The sequence below is a fragment of the Thiocapsa roseopersicina genome (assembly GCF_900106925.1).
GTDB lineage: Bacteria > Pseudomonadota > Gammaproteobacteria > Chromatiales > Chromatiaceae > Thiocapsa > Thiocapsa roseopersicina.
This window is the reverse complement of record NZ_FNNZ01000003.1, coordinates 179,589-203,918: the sequence shown is the minus strand read 5'-3', so window position 1 is coordinate 203,918 and position 24,330 is coordinate 179,589. Positions and strand designations below refer to the sequence as shown.

Sequence of the window (24,330 nt, the reverse complement as noted above, 5' to 3'; positions counted from 1 at the left end):
ACCCTTGACTCAATCGCTACCGAACACTACTTTTTACACGTAAAGACTTTGAATTCACTGTCCTTTAGATGTCGGCGGCAACACCCGACGAACCGCGAGGATATGCGACATGAAGTCTGACAAGAACCCACTGTCGAACGCAGCCGCGTCGGTCGATCGGGGCGCATGGACAGACACCGATACCGTATGGCCGATCGAGACTTGGCTGTTCAACCGATTCATGCAGCTCATCGGGGAGCCGGCCATCAGCGTCGTCTTCTGGGACGACCGGGAGCATTACCGGTGTCCCCATACCATTCCGGTCGCACGCATGCGCTTCGCCGATCGATCCACCTTTTGGCGACTCTTCGCAAATCCGAACCTGGAATTCGGCGACGGCTACAGCGCCGGACGCATCCGCATCGAGGGAGACCTGGTTACCTTCATCGAAGCGCTTTACGAGGCGAAGATCAGACGGACTCGGCCCGGTATCCTCCAGCAGTTCGTCAAGCGCGGGCTGGCCCGACCGCGACGCAACAGCCTCGCGGGCTCGCGAGACAACATCCAACATCACTACGACCTGGGGAACGACTTCTATCGGCTCTGGCTCGACGAGGAGATGGCCTATACCTGCGCCTATTTTACCGATCCGAGCGTCACGCTCGAGAAGGCCCAGGCCGCGAAGCTCGACCATATCGCGCGCAAGCTCCAGCTGCGACCCGGCGAGGAGGTGGTCGAGGCCGGCTGCGGCTGGGGCGGACTGGCACGACACTTCGCGCGTTGGTACGGGGTCAAGGTCCGGGCCTACAACATATCGCCGTCGCAGATCGCCTATGCGCGTGAACGGGCGAAGGCCGAGCGCCTGGACGATCGGATCGAGTACATCGAGGACGACTACCGCACCATCCAAGGGACCTATGACGCCTTCGTCTCGGTCGGCATGCTCGAGCATGTCGGCGCCGAACACTATGCAACCCTAGGACAGGTCGTGGATCGTGTCCTCAAAGACAACGGACGCGGCCTCATCCACTCGATCGGCCAGATCCGCCCCGAGCCCCCCAGCGCTTGGAACGAACAGCGGATATTTCCCGGGGCCAATCCCCCGACGCTGCGCCGGATGATGGACATCTTCGAGGGGCCCGGTCTCTCGGTCCTCGACGTGGAAAACATCCGCCTCCACTACGCCAAGACGATCGAGCATTGGTTGGCGCGCTACGAGGCGCATGAAGCGGGGGTCCGCGATATGTTCGACGACTTCTTCGTGCGCGCCTGGCGGCTCTATCTCGCGGCATCCATCGCAAGTTTCCGTGCCGGCGCCTTGGAGCTTTATCAGGTCGTGTTCGCACGCCCGGGCAAGAACGATATGGCCTGGACACGCGCTCACCTCTATCGGGATTGAGCGGCGGGTCGGCCGGTGTCCCTGCGCAGCGACGATCACGATCCGCGAGGTGACCGCCCATGACCAAGACGAACGTCATCATCGTCGGCGGCGGGCCTGCGGGCTCGTCCTGCGCATGGCAGCTGCGCCGTCGCGGTCTCGACTGCCTGATCCTCGACAAGGCGGTTTTCCCGCGGCCCAAGCTGTGCGGCGGCTGGATCACGCCCGAGCTCGTCGCGGATCTGGAAATGGACATCGCGGCCTATCCGCATCGCTTCCTGACCTTCGAGGTTACCCGGGCGCATCTGTTCGGCATCGGGCTGACGATGCGCTCGCCGCAGCATTCGATTCGGCGCGTCGAATTCGACGACTGGCTGCTCAAGCGCTCGGGGGCCGAGGTCATCACTCACCAGGTCAAGCACATCGAGCGCACGCCGAACGGCTACCGTATCGACGACCGCTTCGAATGCGCGGCCCTGGTCGGGGCCGGCGGCACGGCATGCCCGGTGTATCGGACGCTGTTTCGCGAGATCAATCCGCGAGCGCGATGGCTCCAAGTCGCCGCGCTGGAGCAGGAGCTGCCTTATTCCTGGGAGGATCCGGACTGTCACCTGTGGTTCTTCGAGAAGGGCCTGCCGGGCTACAGTTGGTACGTGCCCAAGCAGAACGGCTATCTGAATCTCGGCGTGGGGGGCATGGCGCAGCGGCTGCAGGAAAAAGGTGCCAGCATTCATCGACATTGGGAGCACTTCGTCGCCACCCTGCACCGTCGTCGGCTGATCGACGAGGGCCTGGCGCTCAAGCCGCAAGGCTATTCTTATTACCTCCGGGACGGTGTACAGACCATCCAAAACGCGAACGCCTTCCTGGTCGGCGATGCCGCCGGGCTCGCCACTCGCGACCTGGCCGAGGGCATCGGTCCGGCGATCCGCAGCGGGATTTTGGCCGCCGATTCCATCGCCGACGGCGGGGAATACACCCTGGAATCCGTTTCGCGCTACAGCCTGGGCGCGGGCTTGCCGCGCCGTGCGTTGGCGTATGGGCTGGCGAGGCAGAAGGTCGCGAGTCCGGCTGTTTCCCTGCCGAATCCGGATTAGAATCCGCGCATTTCAACCAAGCGACAACATCCCATGGCCGGGGCCAGCCTGCTTACACTGCTCGACGATATCGCAACCGTCCTCGACGACATCTCGGTGATGACCAAGGTCGCCGCGCGTAAGACCGCGGGCGTGCTCGGGGACGATCTGGCGCTGAACGCCCAGCAGGTCCTCGGGATACGCGCCGAGCGCGAGCTGCCGGTGGTTTGGGCGGTCGCCCTCGGGTCGCTCAAGAACAAGCTGATCCTGATTCCGACGGCGCTCCTCATCAGCGCTGTCGCGCCTTGGGCGATTACGCCGCTCCTGATGCTCGGCGGGGCCTTTCTCTGCTACGAGGGCTTCGAGAAGCTGGCCCACAAGTTTCTTCATGCCGAGGACGAAGATGAGCATCATGCGGAGCTGACCCGTACACTCCTCGACCCGAATGTCGACATGGTCGCGTTCGAGAAGGAGCGCATCCGGGGTGCGATCCGCACCGACTTCGTCCTCTCGGCGGAGATCATCGTCATCACACTCGGTATCGTCGCCGGCGCATCCTTCGGCGTACAGGTGGCGGTTTTGACGGGCGTGGGTCTCTTGATGACGGTCGGTGTTTACGGCCTGGTCGCAGGCATCGTCAAGATGGACGACGCCGGTTTCTACCTGCAGCAACGCACTGGCGAGGATCTCGGCACCCGATTCGCGCGACAGCTCGGCGCCCTGCTGCTCGCCGCGGCACCGCGCTTGATGCGCATCCTTGCGGTGGTCGGAACCGCCGCCATGTTCCTGGTCGGCGGCGGGATCCTGGTCCACGGGGTTCCGGGTACGCACGACATCCTGCATCTCCTGACCCATGGCGCCGCCGTGGTTCCGACGATCGGACCCGTCCTCGAGGCCCTGACCACGCCGCTGTTCAACGCACTGGTCGGCGTGCTCGCGGGTGCCGTCATCCTCGGTGTCGTCACCGCAGGCTCACGCGTCGCCGCTGTCTTCCGAACCTAAACCGCGCCCAGCGCAGTATGCGATGTTTTTGGATGGGATCGGCTCCGGCAGACGTAACGAGCGTTGGAGCTGGCGCGGTTTAGGATATAAAAATTCACCGAAGTCCGGCTCGGTCGACCGTCGACCGAACGACGAAGGCCCGACGAACACGGAGAAAAACGCTCGATGCCTTCGACACCCCCGATACGGTCATGGTTCGTCGGATGCTGCACTCTCTGTCTCCTTTGCGGGGTCCTCGGCACGGAAGCGATCGCGGCGCAGGATGTCGAGGATGCGGATCTCGCCGCACGCATGCAGAACGGTGGTGCCGTTCTCCTGCTGCGCCACGCCTACGCACCGGGAACCGGTGATCCGGAGGGATTTCGTTTAGACGACTGCGCGACCCAACGCAACCTCGACGATGCCGGGCGCGAGCAGGCGAGATCCATCGGGGCTTGGCTGCGGGCGCGCGGGATCGGGCGGGCGCGGGTCTATTCGAGCGAATGGTGCCGCTGCCTGGAGACGGCCGAGCTGCTGGGACTGGGGCCGGTCACCCCGCTGCCGGCCCTGAACTCCTTTTTCGAGCGCCGAGCGGATCGCGGGCCGAACCTCGCCGCACTCGCGGCGTTTCTCAAAGACCAACCGCAGACCGGCGACCCCATCGTACTGGTGACGCATCAGGTGACGGTCACGGCGCTCAGCGGCATCTATCCCGCCTCGGGTGAAGCGGTGTTGATGCGACGTTCGGATCAGGACAGGGCCTCGCTCAAGCCGCTCGGACGGCTGGATTTCGGTCACTGAACGCAACGCCTCCGATCAACGGCGTGGCTGCGTCGAGCAGGGCCCCTCACGTCAGGCCGCAGCAGCCAGCCCGTCCGGACCCAATCGCGCCTTCAGCTCCTTGATCCGCCTCGGCACCGACTCGGGGTGACTCTGAGCACCCTTGAGCTGCTCGGCGAAGAGCTCGGTCTCGGCCCGGCCGACCTGGGTGAGCAGACGACCGAAGATCACATTGACCTCGCCGGCCTCCAGCTCGTTCGTGACCTTGAATGCCTCGTCCAAGCTCATTGCGGGGACACGGCGCTCGATGTCGCGCAGCGCGTTGAGCGATTCACGCATCTCTCGGTCGCGCACACTGGGCACGAACTCCACCTCGCGGTTGACGGCGACCTGATAGAGACAGGCGAGCATGAGCCGCCCGTGCTCCATCTCCTCGTCACGCAGATCCAGGAAGAAACGGTGCACGTCCGGATTGGACTTGAAGCGCTCGGCCATGGCCGCGTAGATATGCGCCACGCGGAACTCGAAGAGCGCCGAAAGCTTGTAGGCGTTGCCGACGGCGCCGGGCATCGGCACGCGCCGCGCCTGGTACTTCTCGGCGATGCGCTGCAGCAGGGTCTTCTCCTTGCTCAACAGCATCCCGACGAAGACATCGAGCCCGAACAGTTGAATGATCTTGGCAGGGTTCTTGAGGCAGAAGCCTCGGTCGATCACGGCTTGCATCTGGAATCTCCGGTCTCGGTTCCGATTCGCCCGCTCGGCGCAGTCTGTCCGGGTGCATCGACGCGCGGACAGCCGTCCTGTTCGGACTGGGTTTTCCTCGAATCAGGATAGCCGATTCGCGCACGGCGCATCTGCTGAATCAAACGCCGTCGTCGGCCCGGTCGCCATCGTGCCGCAGCGGTGCAGGCAGACCATGCGCCCGCCAACGTCGGTAATCCGCCAGCACCAGCGCATGGTCGAACGCCAGCACCGGGGGAAGCGAATCCGGCGAGAAGACCTGCAGGGCGCGTGCATCGTCCATCGCCCGCGGCTCGCCGCGCGCCTCGGCGACATAGACCGCTGTGACCGTATGGCCGCGCGGATCGCGCGCCGGGTCCGAATAGATCCCGAGCAGGGCACGCAGGGTCACCGCGAGCCCGGTCTCCTCCGCGGCTTCGCGGATCGCCGCCGCCTCCATGCGCTCGCCGACGTCCACGAAACCGCCGGGGATGGCCCATCCGTAGGGCGGATTGAGACGCTCGATCAGCACGACGGGGCGATCTGGTCGGTCGACCAGCTCGATGATGGCATCGGCGGCAAGCAACGGAGTCACCGGAACGGGCATCACCCTTCCTCCTAAGTCAGTAACGTGTCAGAAATAAGTTGAGCACCGAATCTAATCGTTGTCGTTGTCGTTGTCGTTGTCGTTGTCGATTACGACAACAAAGCAGACACCGGGCGTCGGTCGGCCGCGTCCCCGCCGCATCCACACCGGTCAAAATTCGACCAGCGCCGAGTTCGGCTCCACCCGCCCGCGGCTTAGCCGATGCCCGCACAGCTTATCCACACGAGCAGACACAGGCCCCGGGGACAATCGATGAAGGGTCCGATCACCCTGCTCGTCGACCCGACTGACGCGGATCAATGCCGCAAGCCCTCGCAGCAGCTAGGGTCCGATCCCCGACACTTCACGGAGATCCCGGTGAGCAACCCCTTCGACCTCGACGACGACAACGCCTATCAAAGCTGGAAAGAGCGCAAGCTCGCGGCGTCCCCGACCGCACTGACGGACCTCGTCGTGGAGATCGGCGATCCGCGCTCGCTGAGCGATGCCGAGCACGCGGCCATCCTCGAGCGCTGCCGCCGCGCCAACATGGCCATCTATATCGGAACGACAGGCGACGACCCGAACAAGAGGATCCCGGTCGCGCTCGGCGCACGCTTCGGCCTGCATCGGCTCGACCACAACCGCGGGGCCGACGAGGATGCCGTCACCTCGCTCACCGTGCAGACCGACGCCGCGCACCGCAACTACATCCCCTACTCCGATCGCCCCATCGCCTGGCATACCGACGGCTACTACAACACCCCGGAGCAGCAGATCCACGGCCTGCTGCTGCACTGCGTCCAGCCCGCAAAGACGGGTGGCGAAAACGCCCTGCTCGACCACGAGATCGCCTACATCCTCGTGCGCGATCGCGATCCGGAGCATATCCGCGCCCTCATGCACCCGGCCTGCATGACGATCCCGGCCAACGTCGTCGACGGCGTCGAGCTGCGTGGCGAAGCGACCGGTCCGGTTTTCTCGATCCGTCCGGACGAACGCCTGCACATGCGCTATACGGACCGCAGCCGCAACATCGCCTGGCGCGACGATCCGTCAACGACAGCCGCCGTGAGCTGTCTTAAAGAGATCCTGCGGACACCGTCGCCGTGGCACCTCGCAGGTCGACTCGAATCCGGTTGGGGTCTGATCTCGAACAACGTGCTCCACACCCGCACCGGATTTACCGACGATCCGAAGCCACGTTTGTTGTATCGCGCGCGCTATTACGACCGAATCGGCGGGATCTGACGGTCGACGCTTGCAACTGCTCCGTCTCCGGGCCCTTTGCGATCGCGATCGAGGACGCGATTCGGGGTAGTCAAAGGGGGGCGTCTGGTGCAAACTCGACCCGCCATAGCCCACGGTGGTCGATGTCGGTGCACCGGCGTTCATTCACGACTGTCGATGGCATTCCCGACGAGGCCTGTCCGGCGTCGCCCACGTCGATCCCCGGCGGGATAGCCATACCTAAAACAAGCTCCAATCACTGAATCGAGGATTCGAACCATGATGAGATCAGGTTCCCTATTGATCGGACTCCTGTGTGTGCTGTCGGTCGCAGTCGTCCAGGCCGACGAGCCCATCGTCATCAAATTCAGCCACGTTGTGGCCGCGGACACGCCCAAGGGCAAAGCCGCCGAGCGTTTCGCCGAGCTGGCCAAGGAGAAGACCGACGGCCGCGTCGAGGTCACCGTCTATCCCAACAGCACCCTCTACAAGGACAAAGAGGAGGTCGAAGCGCTTCAGCTCGGCGCGGTCCAGATGCTCGCCCCGTCCCTCGCCAAATTCGGCCCGCTCGGCGTCAAGGAGTTCGAGGTCTTCGATCTTCCCTTCATCTTCGACGGCTACGACCAGCTTCACACGGTCACCGAGGGGCCGATCGGCGACGAGCTGCTCGGCAAGCTGAGCGACAAGGGCGTGTTGGGCCTGGCCTTCTGGGACAACGGCTTCAAGGTCATGAGCGCCAACAAGCCGCTGCAGGAGCCCAAAGACTTCCGCGGCATGAAGATGCGCATCCAATCCTCCAAGGTGCTCGACGAGCAGATGCGCGCACTCGGCGCCAGCCCCCAGGTCATGGCCTTCTCCGAGGTGTACCAAGCCCTCCAGACCGGCGTGGTGGACGGCACCGAGAATCCGCCCTCGAACCTCTACACCCAGAAGATGCACGAGGTTCAGAAGTACGTGACCAAATCCGATCACGGCTACCTGGGCTATGCGGTCATCGTGAACAAGGCCTTCTGGGATGGATTGCCGCCGGATATCCGCACCGCCTTGGAAGAGGCGATGGCGGAGGCGACGGTCTACGCCAACGAGATCGCGAAACAAGACAACGAGGATGCCCTCGCCGCCGTCAAGGAGAGCGGCAAGAGCGAGATCATCGAGCTGACTCCGGAGCAGAAGGCCGAGTGGATGAAACGCCTCGCGAAGGTGCACCGCGAGATGGAAGACCGGGTCGGCAAGGAGCTGATCCAATCCATCTATCAGGCGACCGGGAACGACATGGGCAAGCTCTGATCGGAACCTTTCCGATCGGGTCAAGGCCGGGACCGGGGCAGCATGCCCTTGGCCCGGCCTTCTCCATCGACATCCGGGGCACGACCCCGGCCCCACCGCAGAGGTCGCCTCGATGAAAGTCCTGGACCGCCTGGAGGAGTGGCTGATCACCTTCCTGATCGGCGCCGCTACCCTGTTGATTTTCGTAGCGGTGGTGCATCGCTACAGTCTGGACCTGTCGGCCGAGTGGGGCTGGGACGTCATCTACGACTGGCTCTTCGAGATCAATCTGAGCTGGACCCAGGAGTTGTGCATCTACATGTTCGTGTGGATGGCAAAATTCGGGGCGGCTTACGGCGTACGCACCGGCATCCATGTCGGCGTGGACGTCTTGATCATCAATCTACCGGAGTGGGCGCGCTCCAAGTTCGTCATCTTCGGGCTCCTGGCCGGCGCACTCTTCACCGGGCTCGTGGGCAGCTTCGGGGCCAACTTCGTCTGGCACCTCGCGCACACGGATCAGATCACCCCGGATCTGGAGATGCCCGTGTGGATCGTTTACCTGGCGATCCCGCTCGGCTCCTTCCTGATGTGTTTCCGATTCCTGCAGGTCGCTTGGTCGTTCATTCGGACCGGTGAGCTGCCGCGCCACGAGCATGCGCACGTGGAAGGCTTGGACGAGGAGGTGGAGCGCGCGCAGGCCACCGGCCAGCCGGAGCCGGTCTTCCTGGGCGAGGCGGTCAGACTCGCGGAGGAGCGCGAGCATATCCACGGAGGGGAGCGGGAGAAGCCGGACCAGACGCCCGGACAAGGACCCGAATCCGACGACCGCGGGGAGAAACGCCCATGACTGCACTCATCATCTTCGGTCTCTTGCTGGGCCTGATGCTCACCGGCATGCCGGTGTCCATCGCCCTGGGCCTCACGGTGCTGACGTATCTCTTCACCATGACCTCGGTGCCGATCGAGTCGGTGGCCTTGAAGCTTTTCACCGGGATCGAGAAGTTCGAGATCATGGCGATCCCCTTCTTTATCCTCGCCGGCAACTTCCTCACCCACGGTGGCGTGGCGCGCCGCATGATCGACTTCGCCACCAGTATGGTCGGCCATTATCACGGGGGACTCGGGCTCTCCGCGGTGTTCGCCTGCGCCCTGTTCGCGGCGGTCTCGGGGTCTTCGCCCGCAACCGTGGTGGCGGTCGGCGCCATCCTGCTCCCGGCCATGGTCAAGCAAGGGTTTCCGGTGCGGTTCGGCACCGGCGTCATCGCCTCGTCCGGCGGCCTCGGCATTTTGATCCCGCCCTCCATCGTGATGGTGATGTACGCCGTCTCCACCAACAGCTCGGTCGGTGCACTCTTCATGGCCGGCGTCGTCCCGGGCATCGTGCTTGCCTTCATGCTGGGTGTCACGACCTGGTGGATCGCGCGTCGCAACAATTATCCCCGCCTGCCGCGCGCGAGCTGGGCGACCCGCTTCCGGTACTGGCGTAAATCGGTCTGGGGTCTGCTGCTGATCATCCTGGTGATGGGCGGGATCTACTCGGGGATCTTCACGCCCACCGAGGCCGCCGCCATGAGCGCAGTCTATGCCTTCGTGATCGCGGTCTTCGTGTATAAGGATATGCCCCTGAGCCGAGTACCCAAGGTGTTGCTGGACTCGGCCAACATGTCGGCGATGTTGCTCTACATCATCACCAATGCGGTACTCTTCTCCTTCCTGCTGACCTACGAGAACATCCCCCAAGAGCTCGCGCAATGGATGGTCGACACCGGACTCGGGCCCATCGGCTTCCTCCTGGCCGTCAACGTTCTGCTGCTCATGGCCGGCAATATCATGGAGCCGACCTCCGTCATTCTGATCACGGCCCCGGTGCTGTTCCCGGTGGCGATGGCGCTCGGGATCGACCCCATCCACTTCGGCGTCATGATCGTGGTCAACATGGAGATCGGCATGATCACCCCGCCAGTGGGGCTGAATCTCTATGTGGCGAGCGGGATCTCGCGACTGGGCATGACCGAGACCACCATCGCCTGCTTCCCGTGGCTGCTCACCATGTTGGTGTTCCTGATGATCATCACCTACTGGCCGCCCCTCTCGCTGTGGCTGCCGAAGACCCTGGGTATGATGTGACGAGCGAGTGCATACGGCGAGGGCGACAAACGCCGCCCTCGCCGGGGAGCCGTCCTCCATGGTTGCGATTGGGGTTTCCTTAAAACCTTGCCAAGTGTATGGTTACGCCGCCTTGACGACGTCACGGCGCAATCGAGTCGATTCGGCCCGCAAGCGGTCACGCGATGGGAGGTCGGATCGACATCGATTCCTCACAGACCATCACTGAAAGAGGTGCCTCGCATGGAATTGACCAAAAACATCGGTGAGAAAGACAGCAAGGTTCGCCTTGCCGCCGGCGCCCTGATCATCCTCTGGGGTGTGTTCGCCGGCAGCTGGCTCGCCCTCGTCGGCGTCGCCCTGATCGGCACCGCATTCGTGCGGTCGTGCCCGGCCTACAGCATCATGACGATGAGCACGGTCGAGAAGCAATAGCTCGCGCTCGTCTCGCGCGCCGCGTTCCCGCGGCGCCGAGGAACGAGTCAAAAACAACCGAAACATGTAGGATGGGTAGAGCGCAGCGAAACCCATCCTCGCAGCTGAATCGTCGCTTATCCGCCGACCAACCCGAGCCAATCCAAGATCGAAGGCAGCAGTGCGGCGGTCAGAAAGGCCGACAGGGCCATCGCCAGACCCGAGAAGGCACCCATCGTCGGGCTGACCTGGAAGGCGCGCGCGGTCCCGATGCCGTGCGAGGTGACGCCCATGGCAACCCCTTTGACCGCATCGTCGCGAATCCGCAGAAGCCTCAACACGCCCGTACCGAAGACCGCGCCCACGATGCCGGTACTCACCACCAGAACCGCCGTGAGCGACGGGATACCGCCGAGCTTCTCCGAGATGCCCATCGCCACCGGTGCCGTGACGGACTTGGGGGCCAGAGAGATCTGAGTGGCGATATCCGCTCCGAGCCAGGCCGCAAGCGCGATCGCACTCAAACTCGCCGTCAGCACACCGACCAGCAGGGCCGCACCGATGGGTACGGCGAGCGCCCCGAGCCGCTCGCGCTGCCGATACAGCGGAATGGCCAGCGAGACCGTCGCCGGACCGAGCAGGAAGTGAACGAATTGGGCTCCGTCGAAGTAGACGGCGTAGGGCGTCCCGGTCACCGTCAGGATACCGATCAAAAGTGCGACCGCCACCGCGACCGGATTCAGGAGCGGGCTGCCGCGCCCGAAGCGGTAGAGCCGATCAGCCGCCAGATAACAGACCAAGGTCGCCGTGAGCCAGAGCAGCGGCGAGGCCGAGAGATAGACCCAGATCTCGGTGAAGGGTGTTTCAGTCACCGGCAGCACCCCGCCGACGCCGGCCGACGGTCGCGAGTAGCCGTTGCGCACCGGCCATCGTCAATGCGGTGACCGCCAGCGTGACGAGTGTCCCGAGCAGCAATGCCGCGGCGATGGCCGGCCACTGGCCCTGAATACGCTCCCAGTGCAGCATGACGCCGACCCCGGCCGGGACGAACAAGAGCGAGAAATGCGCAAGCAGCGTATCGGCCGTGCGCCCGACCTCCTCCGAGATCCCGCCGCGCAGGAACAGCCACCCCAGCAGCAGCAACATCCCGAGAACAGGTCCCGGGACGGGCAACCCGGTCAGCAAGACGACGGTCTCGCCGGCGAGCTGGCACAGCAGGATCAAGGTCAGGGCGTGCAGCATCGTCTCATCCGGGCTGGATCGGGAAGCCCGTGCGCGGACCCATCTCGAAGCGATCGCGGCTGAACAAGGGCGGCCCCTGCATGTAGACGCTCACGAGCCGGGCGAGCGACTCCAAGGCATCGAAATGGATGCGCTCATAGCCGTGCGAGGCATCCACACCGAAGGTCACGAGCGCTGTGCGCACGTCGTTGCCGGCCGTCAGGGCCGCGGCGCTGTCGGAGCGATAGTACTTGAAGACGTCGCGCTGATGCGGGATCGCGAACTCCTGGCAGAGCTGGATGATGCGATGGGTCAGGTGATAATCGAAGGGGCCGACCTCATCCGCCATGGCGATGGTGACGCCGAATTCGCTCGAATTCTGCCCGGGAGCGGTCGTGCCGTTGTCGATGGTCAGCATCTCGGCGACATCCTGCTGGAGCGCTGCGGACGCCCCGGACCCCACCTCCTCGGAGATGGTGAAGAGCGGATGGCAGTCGACCGGCAGCTCCAGCCCCTCGCGTCGCACCGCCTCGATCGCCGCAAGCAGGACCGCCGTGCCGGCCTTGTCGTCGAGATGGCGTGCGTTGATGAACCCGGTATCGGTGATCTCGGGGTTGGTATCGATCGCGAGAAAGTCACCGACATGCACGCCCAAACGTAGGAGGTCGGCGATGTCGCGCACGCGCGCATCGATGCGAAACTCCACGAAATCCCAGCCGCCGGGCTGATTGTCGATTTCGGGCGCGAAGGTGTGGCCCGATGCCTTGAGCGGCAGGATGGTGCCGCGCCATTGGCAGTTGTCGGTGAAGAGCGTCGCGCGCGCGCCCTCGGCAAAACGCGCATTCCAGTGCCCGACCGGGACCAGCTGCAGACGGCCGTTCTCCTTGAGCGACTTCACCATGGCGCCGAGCGTATCGATGTGTGCCACGACGGCGCGATCGGGCTGCGAGACCTCGCCCTTGAGCGTCGCGCGGATGGCGCCCCGACGGGTCAACTCGAAGGGGACCTCCAAGCGCTCGAGCTCCTCGCACACCAGATGGACCACGCGATCCGTATAGCCGGACGGGCTGGGCGTATGCAGCAGCTTGAGCAGGACCTCGACCAGGTAACGCGTATCGATGGCAGGCAACTTCAAAATAGCGACTCCCGGGCGGCGGTCTGAGGAAACAGCAGGTCGACGAAACGCTCGGCGGTCGGCTGGGGCTCGTGATTGGCCAAGCCGGGCCGCTCGTTGGCCTCGATGATCACATAATCGGTCCCGCTCACCGAAGGGACAAGGAAATCCAGACCCGTCACCGGAATCTCCAGCGCCCGCGCCGCGGCAACAGCGGCCTCGGCGAGCACGGGATTGAGCTGAGCGGTGACGTCGTGGATGGTCCCGCCGGTGTGGAGATTCGCGGTCTTGCGTACCGCGAGCACCTCGCCCTCCGGCAGGATCGCCTCCAGGTCATAACCGGCGGAGACGACGCACCGCTTGGTCTCGTCGTCCAGCGGGATGCTGCTCTCCCCGCCGGTTGCCGCGCGGCGGCGTCGGCTTTGGGCCTGGATGAGGTCACGCACGCTGTGCTGACCGGTCCCGGTTACCTGCGCCGGACGACGGATCGCGGCGGCCACCACCTGGTCCGCGATCACGATGATGCGCAGATCCTCGCCCGCGACATACTCTTCCAGGATGACCTGGTCACAGACCCGCCGCGCCGCGGCGATCGCACGCTCGAGTGTCTCGGGATCGCGCACGTCGACACTGATCCCGGCACCCTGCTCGCCGCGCACGGGTTTGACGACCAGGCGGCCGAGCTTGGCGAGAAACGCCTCGGCCTGATCCAACGCCTCGAAACGCGTCTGCTCCGGGACCCGCAGACCGGCGCTGCGCAACAGGCGATGGGTGACCGCCTTATCGTCGCAGCGGCTCATGGCCACGGCGCTGGTGAGCTCGCTCAGACTCTCGCGACAGACGATCCGACGCCCGCCGAGCACCAAGGCAAAGTAGCCGCCCTCCGCATCGAGCACCTCGATCGCGATCCCGCGCCGACGCGCCTCGTCGACGATAATTGTCGCGTAGGGATTGAGCTTGGCCTCGGGCTGTTGACCCATGAAGAGCGGCTCGTTGAAGGCGTTCTTGTTCTTGAGCGCGAAGGCCGGGATCCGCTCGAAGCCGAGCTTGCGATAGAGCCGGATGGCCTGGGTGTTGTCGTGGATGACCGAAAGGTCCAGAAAACCGCGACCGCGCGCCTGATAATACTCGATCACCTGTCGCACCAAGCTATCCCCCACGCCCGGATAAGGCGCCTGGGCATCGACCGCGAGCGCCCAGAGACTGGCGCCGTTCTCGGGATCGGCGAAGGCCGCGACATGATCCACGCCGTTTACCGCACCCAGGATATGGCCGTCCTGCTCCTCCTCCGCGACCCAGTAGGTCAGGACCTTGGAGGTGCGCTGCTCCCGGATGAAGTCCGCGCTCGGCGGCACCATCCGACGGCTGACATAGAGTCGGTGGACCGCCTCGGCGTCGTCGCGACTGTTGAGCAAGCGCACATGAAAGCCCTTGGGCCGGCGCGGCGAGCACTGATAGCGCTCGAGCCAGAGGCGAAAGGTGTGGGAGGGATCCAGGAACAGATCCCGCGGCGCATAGGAAAGCACCACGTGGGGATCGCTCAGATAGAGCGCCACGTCGCGCTTGCCGCGGTGCTCCTCCTGGAGCGCCACGGCGAGTGCCTTGGGGTCCGAGAAAGTCTGACCGAAGAGCAGCCGCCCCCAGCCGCAGTCGACGATCGCGGGCTGAGCGAGCGCCTGATCCGCGCGCGGTTGGCGATCCCAGTTCTTGAGCGACGGGGCACGGCTGCGCTCGAAGCGATGTCGCATGCGATCTCTGCTCATTGGCCTCAGACCCCTTGCTCTTGCAGCCACATCTCCAACAGCGCGACCTGCCACAGCTTGGAGCCACGCAGCGGGGTGAGGTGATCGTCCGGCGCGGCCAGCAGGGTGTCGAGATAGGCCGGTTGGAAGAGACCGCGCTCGCGGGCGCGCGGTGAATGCAGCAGATCGCGCACGGTCGCCAAGACATCGCCGCGCAGATATTTGAGCGCGGGCACCGGGAAATAGCCTTTGGGCCGGTCGATGACCGACGTCGGGATCAGCCGTCGTCCGATCGCCTTGAGCACGCCTTTACCCTCGTCGCAGAGCTTGTGCCGATCGGGCATGCGCGCGGCCAGCTCGACCAGCTCATGGTCCAGGAAGGGCACGCGCGCCTCCAGGCCCCACGCCATGGTCATGTTGTCGACGCGCTTGACCGGGTCGTCGACCAACATGATCTGCTGGTCGATCCGCAACGCCTTGTCGACCGGCGCATCGGCACCGGCGCGGGCGAAATGCGCGGCGATGAAGGCACGGCTCGCGTCCTCGCCGTGGAACCGCGGATCGACCGCACGCCGATAGTCCTCGTGCGTGCGGTCGCAGAAGGCTTGGGCATAGTCGCCGACCGGATCGGTGCTGCCGAGCATCGGCGGGTACCAGTGATAGCCGGCGAAGACCTCGTCCGCGCCCTGCCCGCTCTGGACCACCTTCACATGCTTGGCGACCTCTTGAGAGAGCAAATAGAAGCCGATGACGTCGTGGCTGACCATGGGCTCGGCCATGGCGCGCACGCAGTTGGGCAGCTCGGGTAGGAGACGCGAAGCCGAGTCGACCCGGATCTTGTGATGCCGCGTGGCGAAGGTGTCGGCGATGATGTCCGAGTACTGAAACTCGTCGCCCACCTCGGAACCGACGGTCTCGAAGCCGACCGAGAAGGTGTTGATGCCGCGTTGGCCTTGCTCGGCCAAGAGGGCCACGATGAGACTCGAATCCAACCCGCCGGACAGCAGGACGCCGACATCGACATCCGCCACCAGACGGCGCGCGACCGCGGTGCGCAGCGCCGACAGGGTGAGCTCTTGCCAATCCTCGAAGGACAGGCCGCGTTCTTCGGGGCGGGGCGCGAAGCTGATATCCCAGTAGCAGCGATCGCGCTGGCGTCCGTCCGGCTCGATGGTCCGTATCGTCGCGGGGGCGAGCTTGCGCACGCCGCTCAATATGGTGTGCGGCGCCGGGACCACGGCATGAAAGTGCATGTAATGGTGCAGGGCGACCGGGTCGATCTCGGTGGAGACACCGCCGCCCGCGAGCACCGCCGGCAAGGTCGAGGCGAAGCGCAGTCCGCCCGGCACCTCGGCGTAATAGAGCGGCTTGATCCCGAGACGGTCGCGCACCAGGGTCAGGCGACCGGAGTCCCGGTCGGCGACGGCGAAGGCGAACATGCCGTGGAAGCGATCCACGCAGGCATCGCCCCAGGCATGAAACGCCTTCAGGACCACCTCGGTGTCGCCTTGCGAGAAGAACCGATAGCCCTTGCCTTCCAGCTCGGCGTGCAGCTCCTTGTAGTTGTAGATGCACCCGTTGAAGGCGATCGAGAGACCCAGCTCGCTGTCCACCATGGGTTGCGCCGCATGGTTGCTTAGGTCGATGATCGAGAGTCGGCGATGCGCGAGCGCGACCCGTCCCTGCTGCCAGAGGCCGTCGCCGTCCGGGCCGCGGGGAATGATGGCCGCACTCATGGCGCTCAAGGCGCCGAGGTCGATCGGGTTGTCGTCGAAGCGGATTTCACCGCAAAGTCCACACATGGGGGGTCTCCTTGAGGTCCGGAGTACAGGAGGCCATCGGCTGGCGAACGCAAGGGCACGGGGGTCGTGCGCCGGCGTCGCCCTGGCTCGGCCGCTGCACTCGGATGGCACGAAATCGATTCGGGCGGGGCGGGCTTTTGATGCAGCGCGATTAGGGATCGAACCCGACGCAGGGGTCCGAAACACAGATGCGGCGCCGTGCGAAGGCGATGCGGAAGCGGGCTGGGAAGATCTGCGGAATCGGCATGGCCGTTCGCCCGCGGATCTGGAAATTCACGATGAACACGCATAGATGATAACGAATGCGGTGGCTTCTGGCCACCGCGCGACCACCACCGGAGCGCCGGGAGGCCTGCCGAACGGACGCCGCGGGTCGCCTAGTTCCATTTGTCCGGCGCGGCCCCACCCTCTTGTCCAGCATCTGTTCAAGTCGGTATCCGGCAGCGCTCCGATAGACGCCTCCCGGATCACATCACCAGGACCATTTAGGCAACACCATGGCAGAGAAACCCAAGCTCACTCAGGTTTTCACCAATAGCCATTACGCCACCAGCTTCGAAGCGGAATCCGACGACGAGGTCTACGACGCGCGCAAAGAGGCTTTGGTCAAAAGCATGCTCGGCGAGATCGGCGAAGACCCGGATCGCGAGGGTCTACGCCGCACTCCCTTGCGCGTCGCCAAGGCCATGGACTTCCTCACCAGCGGCTATTCCATGTCCGCCGAGGAGATCATCAAGAAGGCGCTCTTCGCGGAAGACGTCAAGGAGATGGTGGTCGTGCGCGACATCGAGTTCTATTCGATGTGCGAGCACCACATGCTGCCCTTCTTCGGCCATGCCCATGTCGGCTATCTGCCCGACGGCAAGGTCGTCGGCCTGAGCAAGATCGCCCGCGTAGTCGACGTCTTCGCGCGCCGTCTGCAGGTCCAGGAACGCCTGACCAGCCAGGTCGCCGATGCCCTCATGGAGCATCTCGGCGCACACGGTGTCGCCGTCGTGATGGAGGCCAGTCACACCTGCATGATGATGCGGGGCGTACAGAAACAACGCAGCTCGACCGTCTCCAGTGCCATGCGCGGCACCTTCGAGACCGATCCGCGCACGCGCTCCGAGTTCATGTCGTTTATCAAGGGATGACGCGAACGCGGGCCAAGGCGACAACAGGCGCGCCACCCCGTGCGTTCGTTGTGTGAGAACCGATCAGGTAATTTCTGGAAAATTCCGGACCCGTAGGTTGTGCTGACGGTAGGAAGCACAACCTCCGCCGACGGTCGGTTGTGGCTCGCACGGCTCGGCGCAACCCACAGCCCTTCCCCGGAAACCCCGGGGCGTTGCCCCGGGCTGACATCGGTCGCGCCTTTGGCGCTCGTTACGAACTGCCGGAACTGCCGGAACGCGGCACGCCGCGCTCGCCATCAATGGGTTGGGTTGTTCGATACTTGCGCTCCCCGAATCGCGGATTCGGCGCGTCTCTGCATCTCCTTGCTCATCAATTCGATGGATCTCCAAGCTAGCCGAGCATGCGCCGCGACAGCACGGCGTCGGGCAGCGCGGCGTGTGCATCGCGGATCATGCGCTCGGTGGTCGGCCAGTCGACACAGGCGTCGGTCACCGAGCAGCCGTATCGCAGCTGCCCGAGGTCGGCCGGGATCGCTTGTTGTCCGGCCTCGATGAAGCTCTCCACCATCAGGCCAACGATCGAGCGATTTCCCCCGGCGATCTGGTTCACGCAATCGTGCATCACCAGCGGCTGAAGCTCCGGTCGCTTGAAGCTGTTGGCATGAGAGCAGTCGATCACGATGTTTGCGGGCAGGCCGGCCTTGCTCAGCGCCTCCTCGGCCATGGCGACGCTGACGGTGTCGTAGTTGGGTCGATTGCCGCCGCCGCGCAGCACCAGATGACCGTAGCGGTTGCCGCGGGTCCTGACGACACTGGTCAAGCCTTGGGCATTGATCCCCAAAAAGCTGTGCGGCTGGGCCGCCGAGAGGATCGCATTGATCGCGGTGTCGACCGAGCCGTCCGTGCCGTTCTTGAAGCCGACCGGGGTCGACAGCCCGGAGGACATCTCGCGATGGGTTTGCGACTCCGAGGTCCGCGCGCCGATGGCCGTCCAACAGATCAGGTCCCACAGGTATTGCGGAGCGATGGAATCGAGCGCCTCGGTCGCGGTGGGCAAACCCAGCTCGGTGACCTCGAGCAGGAATTGCCGCGCCTTCGCCATGCCCTCGGCGATGCTGAAGGTGTCGTTCAGGTTCGGATCGTTGATGTAGCCCTTCCATCCGGTGGTCGTCCGCGGCTTCTGGAAATAGACCCGCATCGCCAACACCAGGCGGTCCGAGACCGCATCGGCCAGAACCTTGAGCCGCCGGGCGTAATCCAGGCCGGCGACCGGGTCGTGGATCGAGCAAGGCCCGACGACGACAAAGATCCGAGGATCACGCCGATCCAGGATCGCCTGCAGGGTCTCGCGACCTTCGAGCACGGTCGCCGATGCCTGATCCGAGATCGGCACGGCACGATGGATCTCCAGCGGCGAAGGCATCGGATCGAAGCCGCTGACGTTGAGGTTTTCCGTTTTCTGCACGGGCATTCACCTTAGAATTCAAACGAAGGGCCGGGGTCTCGTCGCCACGACGGCCGGGCATGAGGATTCTCCGCGGTACCGCGGATCCCTGTCCATGAGAAAACCGTTGGGTGGACAAGCGCCGCGCAGTCCACCCCAGCCTCCGCGCAGGCCGCGATGGAGTGCGGTTTCGCTCGCCCACCCTACCGGACGATGTCGAGAAAACCGCTATTGCCCCTCACGCTACCGGTTATTGCACAATCCACGTCGCCGGTTGATGATGCTGTCTAAGGTTAAGCCCGGCGGTACTGTAACGGAGGTCACCATGGCCCTTTCCCAGGACGATATTCAGTTCATCAAAGCCCACATGGGCGAGTGGCTCGCCGAGCAGAGCCTCGGCAAACCCTCATTCGTCTATGAGATCGAGCTGCGCGAGCGCATGGTGCGGGTCGAGGAGGCGCTCAAACATCAGGGCGAGCTGATGCGGCAGGGATTCGAGCAGATGGAGAAGCGCTTCGAGCAGATGGAACGACGCTTTGAGCAAATGGAACGACGCTTCGACCAAAGCGACAAACGCTTCGAGGATCTCATCAAGCGCCACGACCATCAGTTCATGTGGCTGATCGGCTTCATCACAACCATCGCCGCGCTCATCATCGCCGCCGGCAAATGGCTATAAAGACTCTTTCCGGGCCTCGCTCATTAGAACAACTCGAAGCGCGCGATCCGAACCCGCCGGACCTGGTGACACAATCCGGTATCAGTCAATACGCGATCGGCTGAAAATCCGCGGGGACATCAAGCTCGAAGACCTGGTCATGGATGCGGGCCACATGGAAGCCTTCTCGCAGCGCCTGCTCGCGCAGATCGGCGGAGAGATCCACGGCGGCGAGGATGCCTTAAAGCCGCTTACCGCTATGCTCGGGAAAAAATTGCCGAAAACGCGCCAGCAACGCCTTCATTTGGGTAATCGACTCCTCGCGCGCGTGGCTCTTCGCCTCCACCACGTAAGCCGCATTGATCGGACCGTTGGCATAGGAGAGCACATAGATCTCCAGGTGCCGACCGTCTTTGGTGACGCGCACGCTGGGGCTGACCACTTCCATGCCGAAGCGTGTGCGCAGGATGTTTTCCATCGAGGGCAACGCCAGACCTTCGGTGAAGCTGCCGAATTTCTCGCCTAGGCCGCCAATCTGCTTGCCGAGCTCTCGGATTTGGCGATCGGTGTCTTTCATGCGGCGATCGGTTTCCTGCTGCGATTGAGCCAACTCCCGCAACAATCCCCAAACCTCCTCTGCCGTGGTAGTCATGATCAGTGCCCTCGCGTCGATGCGGCGATTGAAACTCGGAACAGAATACACTGAACGATGCTTATGCCGTCCGGGATCGTCAAGTCGAGATCGAGGGTACGGACTATCGATGCCTGCAGAAGAAGACGACTGCAAGTCGTCGATCCCGGGGTATTGCCGCTTCGGGAAAATCGCCGGCATCGCTTTCGGCCGGTCGTCTCGACAAGGCCCGCCATGGCCGCGCTCGGTCGTGCGACGGGCCACTCAAGACCCCAAGTACGCGTTAGAAAACCCTAAGTACTCGTGACACCGCTCCGCGGCGGTGTCGCGCATCCCCCGGCGCTCCGCGCCACCTGCCGGCTTGACCCGAGTCACGAGCGATGCCTGCGAACAGGCTGGCCACTCAATCGGATTCGCGTTAGACCTCGCGACGGTGACCCACCTTCACGACCTCCGCAACCCGCTCCGGATCATCAATCGTGTAGAGGATACGATAGCGTCCCTGTCGCACGCGATAACGCTCTTGGGCGGAGAGCCTCTCACAGCCTGGTGGGCGCGGCTCCTCGCGCAAGCCTTCGATCCGGGCCATGATGCGCGCAACGTCGGCTCGAGGGATCCCGCGCAGATTCTTTGCGACTCCGGATCGGAAGCTCAGCTCATAGCGTGCCATCGACTTTGAGCTGGGCGAGGAACTCTTCGTAACTGAGGCTCGGCTCGCCGACGCGCTCGACAAAAGCGGCCAGGTCTTCCTGGTCCTCGCGCAGGGCCTCACGAATGGCGTCGTTGACGATCTCCGACATGCTGCGACGGGTGCTCGCGACCTTGAGTCAGAGCGCCTGATGCAACGCAGGTTCAAGATCCGGATTCCCGATCCCCTTGCTCCCCGAGCACTGATACCACATAGTCTCGACATGGATATCGAGTTCGATCCCGACAAGCAAATGATCGCGAAACACGACGATACCACTGCACACGCCGTTGAACCTGAACCCGATACTCCGCTCTCCGACGACGAGTTCGAGCGCGGTTTCGGGGCGATGTTGGCGCGCCGCGCCCGGGCTGCAACCGGCCTCTCTCAGCAGAACTTTGCAGAGCAATTCGGCATCCCCGCCGAATCTCTTCGTGATTGGGAACAGGGGCGCAAGGCACCGGATACGGCCGCCAAGAGCTACTTACGTGTGATTGCTCGCATGCCCGAAGCTGTCGCGAAGGTCCTACACGACGCAGCCTGAGCCGGCAACCGGCTCAGAGCGACGTTCTCGTTACACCCGCTCCGCGGTGTCGCGCATGCTCCTGGCGATCCGCGCTACGTGCCGGCCCGGCTTGAGCGACGAACAAGGCCGACGTCGCCCTCGATGCGACCTTCGACCTACACTAAGACTCCGCACCCGTCGGTTGGGCTCTCGGTATTGCCCATGCCACCCGCCAACCGTACACTCTCCGCATGCAACACCGGATCAACCCAAAAGTCGACTGCGTCTTCAAGGCCCTGCTGGGCGCGGAGGAGAACCGCGCGCTGCTCATCGATTTTCTCAATGCGATGCTGACCGAGACGCTTCCCAGTCCGGTGGTCGAGGTGCAAATCCTCGATCCCTACAACCCGCAGGAAACCCTCAAAGACAAGCTCACCATCGTCGACGTGAAAGCCCGCGATGCCGCCGGCCGGGTCTTTCAGGTCGAGATCCAGTTGTCGGTCTATGCGGATCTGACCGCGCGCATGCTCTACGGCTGGGCGGACCTCTACCGCCGACAACTGCGTCGCGGCCAAGACTACAGCATCCTCAAACCGACCTATGCGATCTGGCTGCTCGATCAAACCCTGCGCGACGACACTTCGGACTATGCGCACCGCTATCGGATGCGCGATGATCGGGGACAGGATTTGCTCGACCACGGCGGCATTTGGATCTTCGAGCTGAACAAATTCGCCGTCCAGCAGGTCGAAACCGAACAACAACGCTGGCTGAAATTCTTCAACGAGGCCGAACGCCTCGATGACAAGAAGCTCCCCGATTGGATGCAAACCCCTGTGATGAGGCAAGCCATGAGCACCTTGACCGCCTTCTCCGAGAAAGACCGCGCCTATCACGCCTACCAAGCGCGTCAAGAGTTCCTGCGCCAGCAGCGCTCCATCCAACAGGAGCTGGAGAAAGAGCGTGCTGCCAAAGAAGCCGAGCGACAAGCCAAGGAAGCCGCGCTCGCCGAGGTCGCACGCCTCAAGGCACTCCTGCAGCAGCAAAAGGACGGCTGAGCGGCTGTCCGAGAAAAGGGCGTTGCGTCCACCAACCGGCCGTGCGGGTGCGCAAGCCGCCCAGCGGGCACAGCGTGGGCGAGACGCGCTGCCCCCTATCATCCCGCGGCCCGTGGCGCACCCGTAGGTTGCGCTGACGATAGGAAGCGCAACACCCGCCGGCGGTGCATTGAGCCTCGCACGGCCCGGCACAACCGACGAGACGCCGAATCCCCATCGCAGATGCCATCCGCAACCCGGCGCTCGCGATCCGCTCGCCCGACCCGCCCGAGCGACAAGAATGGGCACCCCCACCCTGCCCCGTTTCGTCACCTTCTGACGCGCTCGGTCGAAACCGAAGGGCGCACCGTCTTGTCGGGTGGATCCTCCGGATCGCGCCGTGCCGATCACGCGCGACACGCATCCGGCTGAGAGTCTCCGGTCGATCGATCGCGTTCGGGGCGGGAAACGCTGAATCACCCTGCGGTTTTAAGGATTTCAACGTCTTGGGGCGCGGCGGCGATTCGGGAAAGCGTGATGCCGGTCACGGTGTGCGATGTGGATTTCCTTTAGTCCCGTGCGCGGCGTCTCGGCACGACATCCGCACGGTCACCCGAGGCCGGAGGCTGGCCCGAATGATGCTGTATCTGGGTCGGGACACCCAGGGATGCGACGCTAGAACACTGGCAGTACCCGACCGCCGGGATCGCCCGGATCATCACACAGCAACGAGAGTACAAACATGAAAAAGCAGCAATCCGGTTTTACACTTATCGAGCTGATGATCGTCGTGGCGATCATTGGTATTTTGGCGGCGATTGCTTTGCCGGCTTATCAGGATTATACGGCTAGGGCGAAGATGAGCGAGGTCGTCCTCGCCGGAAGCTCCTGCCGAACGGCAATTACCGAGGTTTCTCAGACTGGCTTGGCTGCAGCACCTGCCGCAAATGGTTTTGGATGTGAATCAGCCGCCGCGGCGAGCCAGTATGTGGCATCGATCTCAACGACTGCGACCGGTACAGTTCAAGTGGTTGCACAGAACATCAATGCCGATGCCAATGGTATGACTGTAGAACTGCGGCCTTTCTCCGACGCGGCTGGCACTACTGCAATGGTTGCAGCTGACTTCACGCGAGGAACCAATAAGGCAGTCAAAGCATGGAAATGCGGACCATTAGCAGCAGATGTGGCAAAGGCAAAATATCTGCCAGCCAGCTGCAGGGATTAACACGAAAAAGGGAAAAGGGGACAGATTTATTTTCCAGGAGGTCGTAAGTTAACGGCAAAGGACCAAGCCTTAGTCTGAACCCATGATGAGAAAAGACCGCTTCGGCGGTCTTTTCTTTTTTGGTGATCAACAGCAAAAAGGGGACGGATTTGCGCCATCTGCGGGTCACAGGGGTCCGGGTCACAGGGGTCAGGTCTTGACTTTTGCCTTTTCAGAGCTACCTTTCAAGCCATGCCCAGAATCCGATCCCGGGGTCAATTCTTTCCCCGTGACAGTCCAGAGAGTCCGGCGGAAATCCGGTCGATCGGAGGATGTGAACATGGGCATGCGCTCCGTGCAAGTCGGTCGCAAAGTCCAATAAGGAGACAGATTTCTTTTCCCGCCACCTCGCCCTTACTCGCCCGACCCATTGGGTCTTTCCTTTCGGAACACAGCCGAAGCGGTGTCACGAGCGCCGTCACCCGCCACGCGGGCGACACTCAAAGGGCCGTGCAAGCCGCCCGCGGCCTGACGTCCCGATCGAGACGCTCGCCCGGGCGCTTGCGAGCCTCCTCAAGGTCGTCGTCCGCCTGAGACCCATCCAGAACGCCTCCGATGTCCCGAAGTAGCGCGCCAGGCGGCAA

At 63.7% G+C, this 24,330-nt stretch carries 25 protein-coding genes; 14 read left to right on the top strand and 11 right to left on the bottom strand.

All coding sequences use genetic code 11. From position 1 onward, the window contains the following. Window positions 1-109: 109 nt before the first annotated feature. The 4 genes from BLV04_RS05160 (at window position 110) to BLV04_RS05145 (ending at window position 4,215) form a co-directional block, all read left to right on the top strand. On the top strand, window positions 110-1,378 hold the full coding sequence (locus BLV04_RS05160; RefSeq protein WP_093028780.1) for an SAM-dependent methyltransferase: 1,269 nt from the start codon (window positions 110-112) through the stop codon (window positions 1,376-1,378). A gap of 59 nt (window positions 1,379-1,437) precedes the next feature. Next, complete coding sequence (locus tag BLV04_RS05155) at window positions 1,438-2,454, top strand: NAD(P)/FAD-dependent oxidoreductase (RefSeq protein ID WP_093028778.1); 1,017 nt, start codon at window positions 1,438-1,440, stop codon at window positions 2,452-2,454. A gap of 33 nt (window positions 2,455-2,487) precedes the next feature. Beyond that, entirely contained in the window at window positions 2,488-3,435 is a 948-nt protein-coding gene (locus BLV04_RS05150; protein WP_093028776.1) for a DUF808 domain-containing protein, read from the top strand. Between the two features lie 165 nt (window positions 3,436-3,600). After that, complete coding sequence (locus tag BLV04_RS05145) at window positions 3,601-4,215, top strand: histidine phosphatase family protein (RefSeq protein WP_093028774.1); 615 nt, start codon at window positions 3,601-3,603, stop codon at window positions 4,213-4,215. Window positions 4,216-4,266: 51 nt separating this feature from the next. Here BLV04_RS05145 and BLV04_RS05140 read toward each other — a convergent pair whose 3' ends face one another. Both BLV04_RS05140 and BLV04_RS05135 read right to left on the bottom strand, forming a co-directional pair. Then, window positions 4,267-4,917 (bottom strand): hypothetical protein, encoded by a 651-nt coding sequence (locus BLV04_RS05140; RefSeq protein ID WP_093028772.1) that lies wholly within the window; start codon window positions 4,915-4,917, stop codon window positions 4,267-4,269. 139 nt (window positions 4,918-5,056) lie between these two features. Then, the gene (locus BLV04_RS05135; protein ID WP_093028770.1) at window positions 5,057-5,521 is read right to left on the bottom strand and encodes an NUDIX domain-containing protein; all 465 of its coding nucleotides are present in this window, start codon (window positions 5,519-5,521) and stop codon (window positions 5,057-5,059) included. A 252-nt stretch (window positions 5,522-5,773) separates the two neighbouring features. Between BLV04_RS05135 and BLV04_RS05130 the strand changes: the two genes are divergently transcribed. The 5 genes from BLV04_RS05130 (at window position 5,774) to BLV04_RS05110 (ending at window position 10,540) form a co-directional block, all read left to right on the top strand. Beyond that, the gene (locus BLV04_RS05130) at window positions 5,774-6,751 is read left to right on the top strand and encodes a TauD/TfdA family dioxygenase (RefSeq protein WP_245731730.1); all 978 of its coding nucleotides are present in this window, start codon (window positions 5,774-5,776) and stop codon (window positions 6,749-6,751) included. Window positions 6,752-7,009: 258 nt separating this feature from the next. Then, window positions 7,010-8,017 (top strand): TRAP transporter substrate-binding protein, encoded by a 1,008-nt coding sequence (locus tag BLV04_RS05125; RefSeq protein WP_245731728.1) that lies wholly within the window; start codon window positions 7,010-7,012, stop codon window positions 8,015-8,017. A 112-nt stretch (window positions 8,018-8,129) separates the two neighbouring features. Next, window positions 8,130-8,846, top strand: coding sequence for a TRAP transporter small permease (locus BLV04_RS05120; RefSeq protein ID WP_093028768.1), 717 nt, complete (start codon window positions 8,130-8,132; stop codon window positions 8,844-8,846). Next, a complete protein-coding gene (locus BLV04_RS05115) occupies window positions 8,843-10,126 on the top strand; it encodes a TRAP transporter large permease (RefSeq protein WP_093028766.1) in 1,284 nt (427 codons plus the stop codon). Before BLV04_RS05120 ends, BLV04_RS05115 begins: the two co-directional genes overlap by 4 nt. A gap of 222 nt (window positions 10,127-10,348) precedes the next feature. Continuing rightward, window positions 10,349-10,540 (top strand): YgaP family membrane protein, encoded by a 192-nt coding sequence (locus BLV04_RS05110; RefSeq protein ID WP_093028764.1) that lies wholly within the window; start codon window positions 10,349-10,351, stop codon window positions 10,538-10,540. Window positions 10,541-10,656: 116 nt separating this feature from the next. On the opposite strand, the gene BLV04_RS05105 is transcribed toward BLV04_RS05110, so the two are convergent. From BLV04_RS05105 to BLV04_RS05085, 5 genes are read right to left on the bottom strand one after another with little or no spacing between them, the layout of a single operon-like run. Continuing rightward, window positions 10,657-11,400, bottom strand: a complete 744-nt coding sequence (locus BLV04_RS05105) for an LrgB family protein (protein ID WP_093029015.1) — start codon at window positions 11,398-11,400, stop codon at window positions 10,657-10,659. Next, window positions 11,384-11,761, bottom strand: coding sequence for a CidA/LrgA family protein (locus BLV04_RS05100; RefSeq protein ID WP_093029017.1), 378 nt, complete (start codon window positions 11,759-11,761; stop codon window positions 11,384-11,386). The genes BLV04_RS05105 and BLV04_RS05100 overlap by 17 nt, the downstream gene beginning before the upstream one ends. Window positions 11,762-11,765: 4 nt before the next feature. Further along, window positions 11,766-12,875, bottom strand: coding sequence for an osmoprotectant NAGGN system M42 family peptidase (locus tag BLV04_RS05095; protein WP_093028762.1), 1,110 nt, complete (start codon window positions 12,873-12,875; stop codon window positions 11,766-11,768). Then, on the bottom strand, window positions 12,872-14,602 hold the full coding sequence (gene ngg / locus BLV04_RS05090) for an N-acetylglutaminylglutamine synthetase (protein ID WP_093029013.1): 1,731 nt from the start codon (window positions 14,600-14,602) through the stop codon (window positions 12,872-12,874). The genes BLV04_RS05095 and ngg overlap by 4 nt, the downstream gene beginning before the upstream one ends. 20 nt (window positions 14,603-14,622) lie before the next feature. Further along, window positions 14,623-16,398 (bottom strand): N-acetylglutaminylglutamine amidotransferase, encoded by a 1,776-nt coding sequence (locus tag BLV04_RS05085; RefSeq protein WP_093028760.1) that lies wholly within the window; start codon window positions 16,396-16,398, stop codon window positions 14,623-14,625. 497 nt (window positions 16,399-16,895) lie between these two features. Between BLV04_RS05085 and folE the strand changes: the two genes are divergently transcribed. After that, the gene (folE, locus tag BLV04_RS05080; protein ID WP_093028758.1) at window positions 16,896-17,534 is read left to right on the top strand and encodes a GTP cyclohydrolase I FolE; all 639 of its coding nucleotides are present in this window, start codon (window positions 16,896-16,898) and stop codon (window positions 17,532-17,534) included. Window positions 17,535-17,907: 373 nt separating this feature from the next. On the opposite strand, the gene BLV04_RS05075 is transcribed toward folE, so the two are convergent. Beyond that, window positions 17,908-18,987, bottom strand: a complete 1,080-nt coding sequence (locus tag BLV04_RS05075; RefSeq protein ID WP_093028756.1) for a 3-deoxy-7-phosphoheptulonate synthase — start codon at window positions 18,985-18,987, stop codon at window positions 17,908-17,910. 298 nt (window positions 18,988-19,285) lie between these two features. Between BLV04_RS05075 and BLV04_RS05070 the strand changes: the two genes are divergently transcribed. Next, entirely contained in the window at window positions 19,286-19,639 is a 354-nt protein-coding gene (locus tag BLV04_RS05070; protein ID WP_093028754.1) for a hypothetical protein, read from the top strand. Window positions 19,640-19,859: 220 nt separating this feature from the next. Here BLV04_RS05070 and BLV04_RS05065 read toward each other — a convergent pair whose 3' ends face one another. From BLV04_RS05065 to BLV04_RS26050, 3 genes are all read right to left on the bottom strand, one after another. After that, entirely contained in the window at window positions 19,860-20,450 is a 591-nt protein-coding gene (locus BLV04_RS05065; protein ID WP_245731726.1) for a DUF3782 domain-containing protein, read from the bottom strand. Window positions 20,451-20,667: 217 nt separating this feature from the next. Next, complete coding sequence (locus BLV04_RS05060; RefSeq protein WP_093028752.1) at window positions 20,668-20,919, bottom strand: type II toxin-antitoxin system RelE family toxin; 252 nt, start codon at window positions 20,917-20,919, stop codon at window positions 20,668-20,670. Further along, window positions 20,906-21,049 (bottom strand): hypothetical protein, encoded by a 144-nt coding sequence (locus BLV04_RS26050; RefSeq protein ID WP_371828630.1) that lies wholly within the window; start codon window positions 21,047-21,049, stop codon window positions 20,906-20,908. Before BLV04_RS26050 ends, BLV04_RS05060 begins: the two co-directional genes overlap by 14 nt. 39 nt (window positions 21,050-21,088) lie before the next feature. On the opposite strand from BLV04_RS26050, the gene BLV04_RS05050 reads away from it, so the two are divergent. From BLV04_RS05050 to BLV04_RS05040, 3 genes are all read left to right on the top strand, one after another. Continuing rightward, window positions 21,089-21,481: a helix-turn-helix domain-containing protein gene (locus BLV04_RS05050; protein ID WP_245731724.1), complete on the top strand. Its 393-nt coding sequence runs from the start codon at window positions 21,089-21,091 to the stop codon at window positions 21,479-21,481. A 212-nt stretch (window positions 21,482-21,693) separates the two neighbouring features. Beyond that, window positions 21,694-22,500: an Rpn family recombination-promoting nuclease/putative transposase gene (locus tag BLV04_RS05045; RefSeq protein WP_093028750.1), complete on the top strand. Its 807-nt coding sequence runs from the start codon at window positions 21,694-21,696 to the stop codon at window positions 22,498-22,500. A gap of 721 nt (window positions 22,501-23,221) precedes the next feature. Then, entirely contained in the window at window positions 23,222-23,707 is a 486-nt protein-coding gene (locus BLV04_RS05040; RefSeq protein WP_093028748.1) for a pilin, read from the top strand. Window positions 23,708-24,330 lie beyond the last annotated feature (623 nt).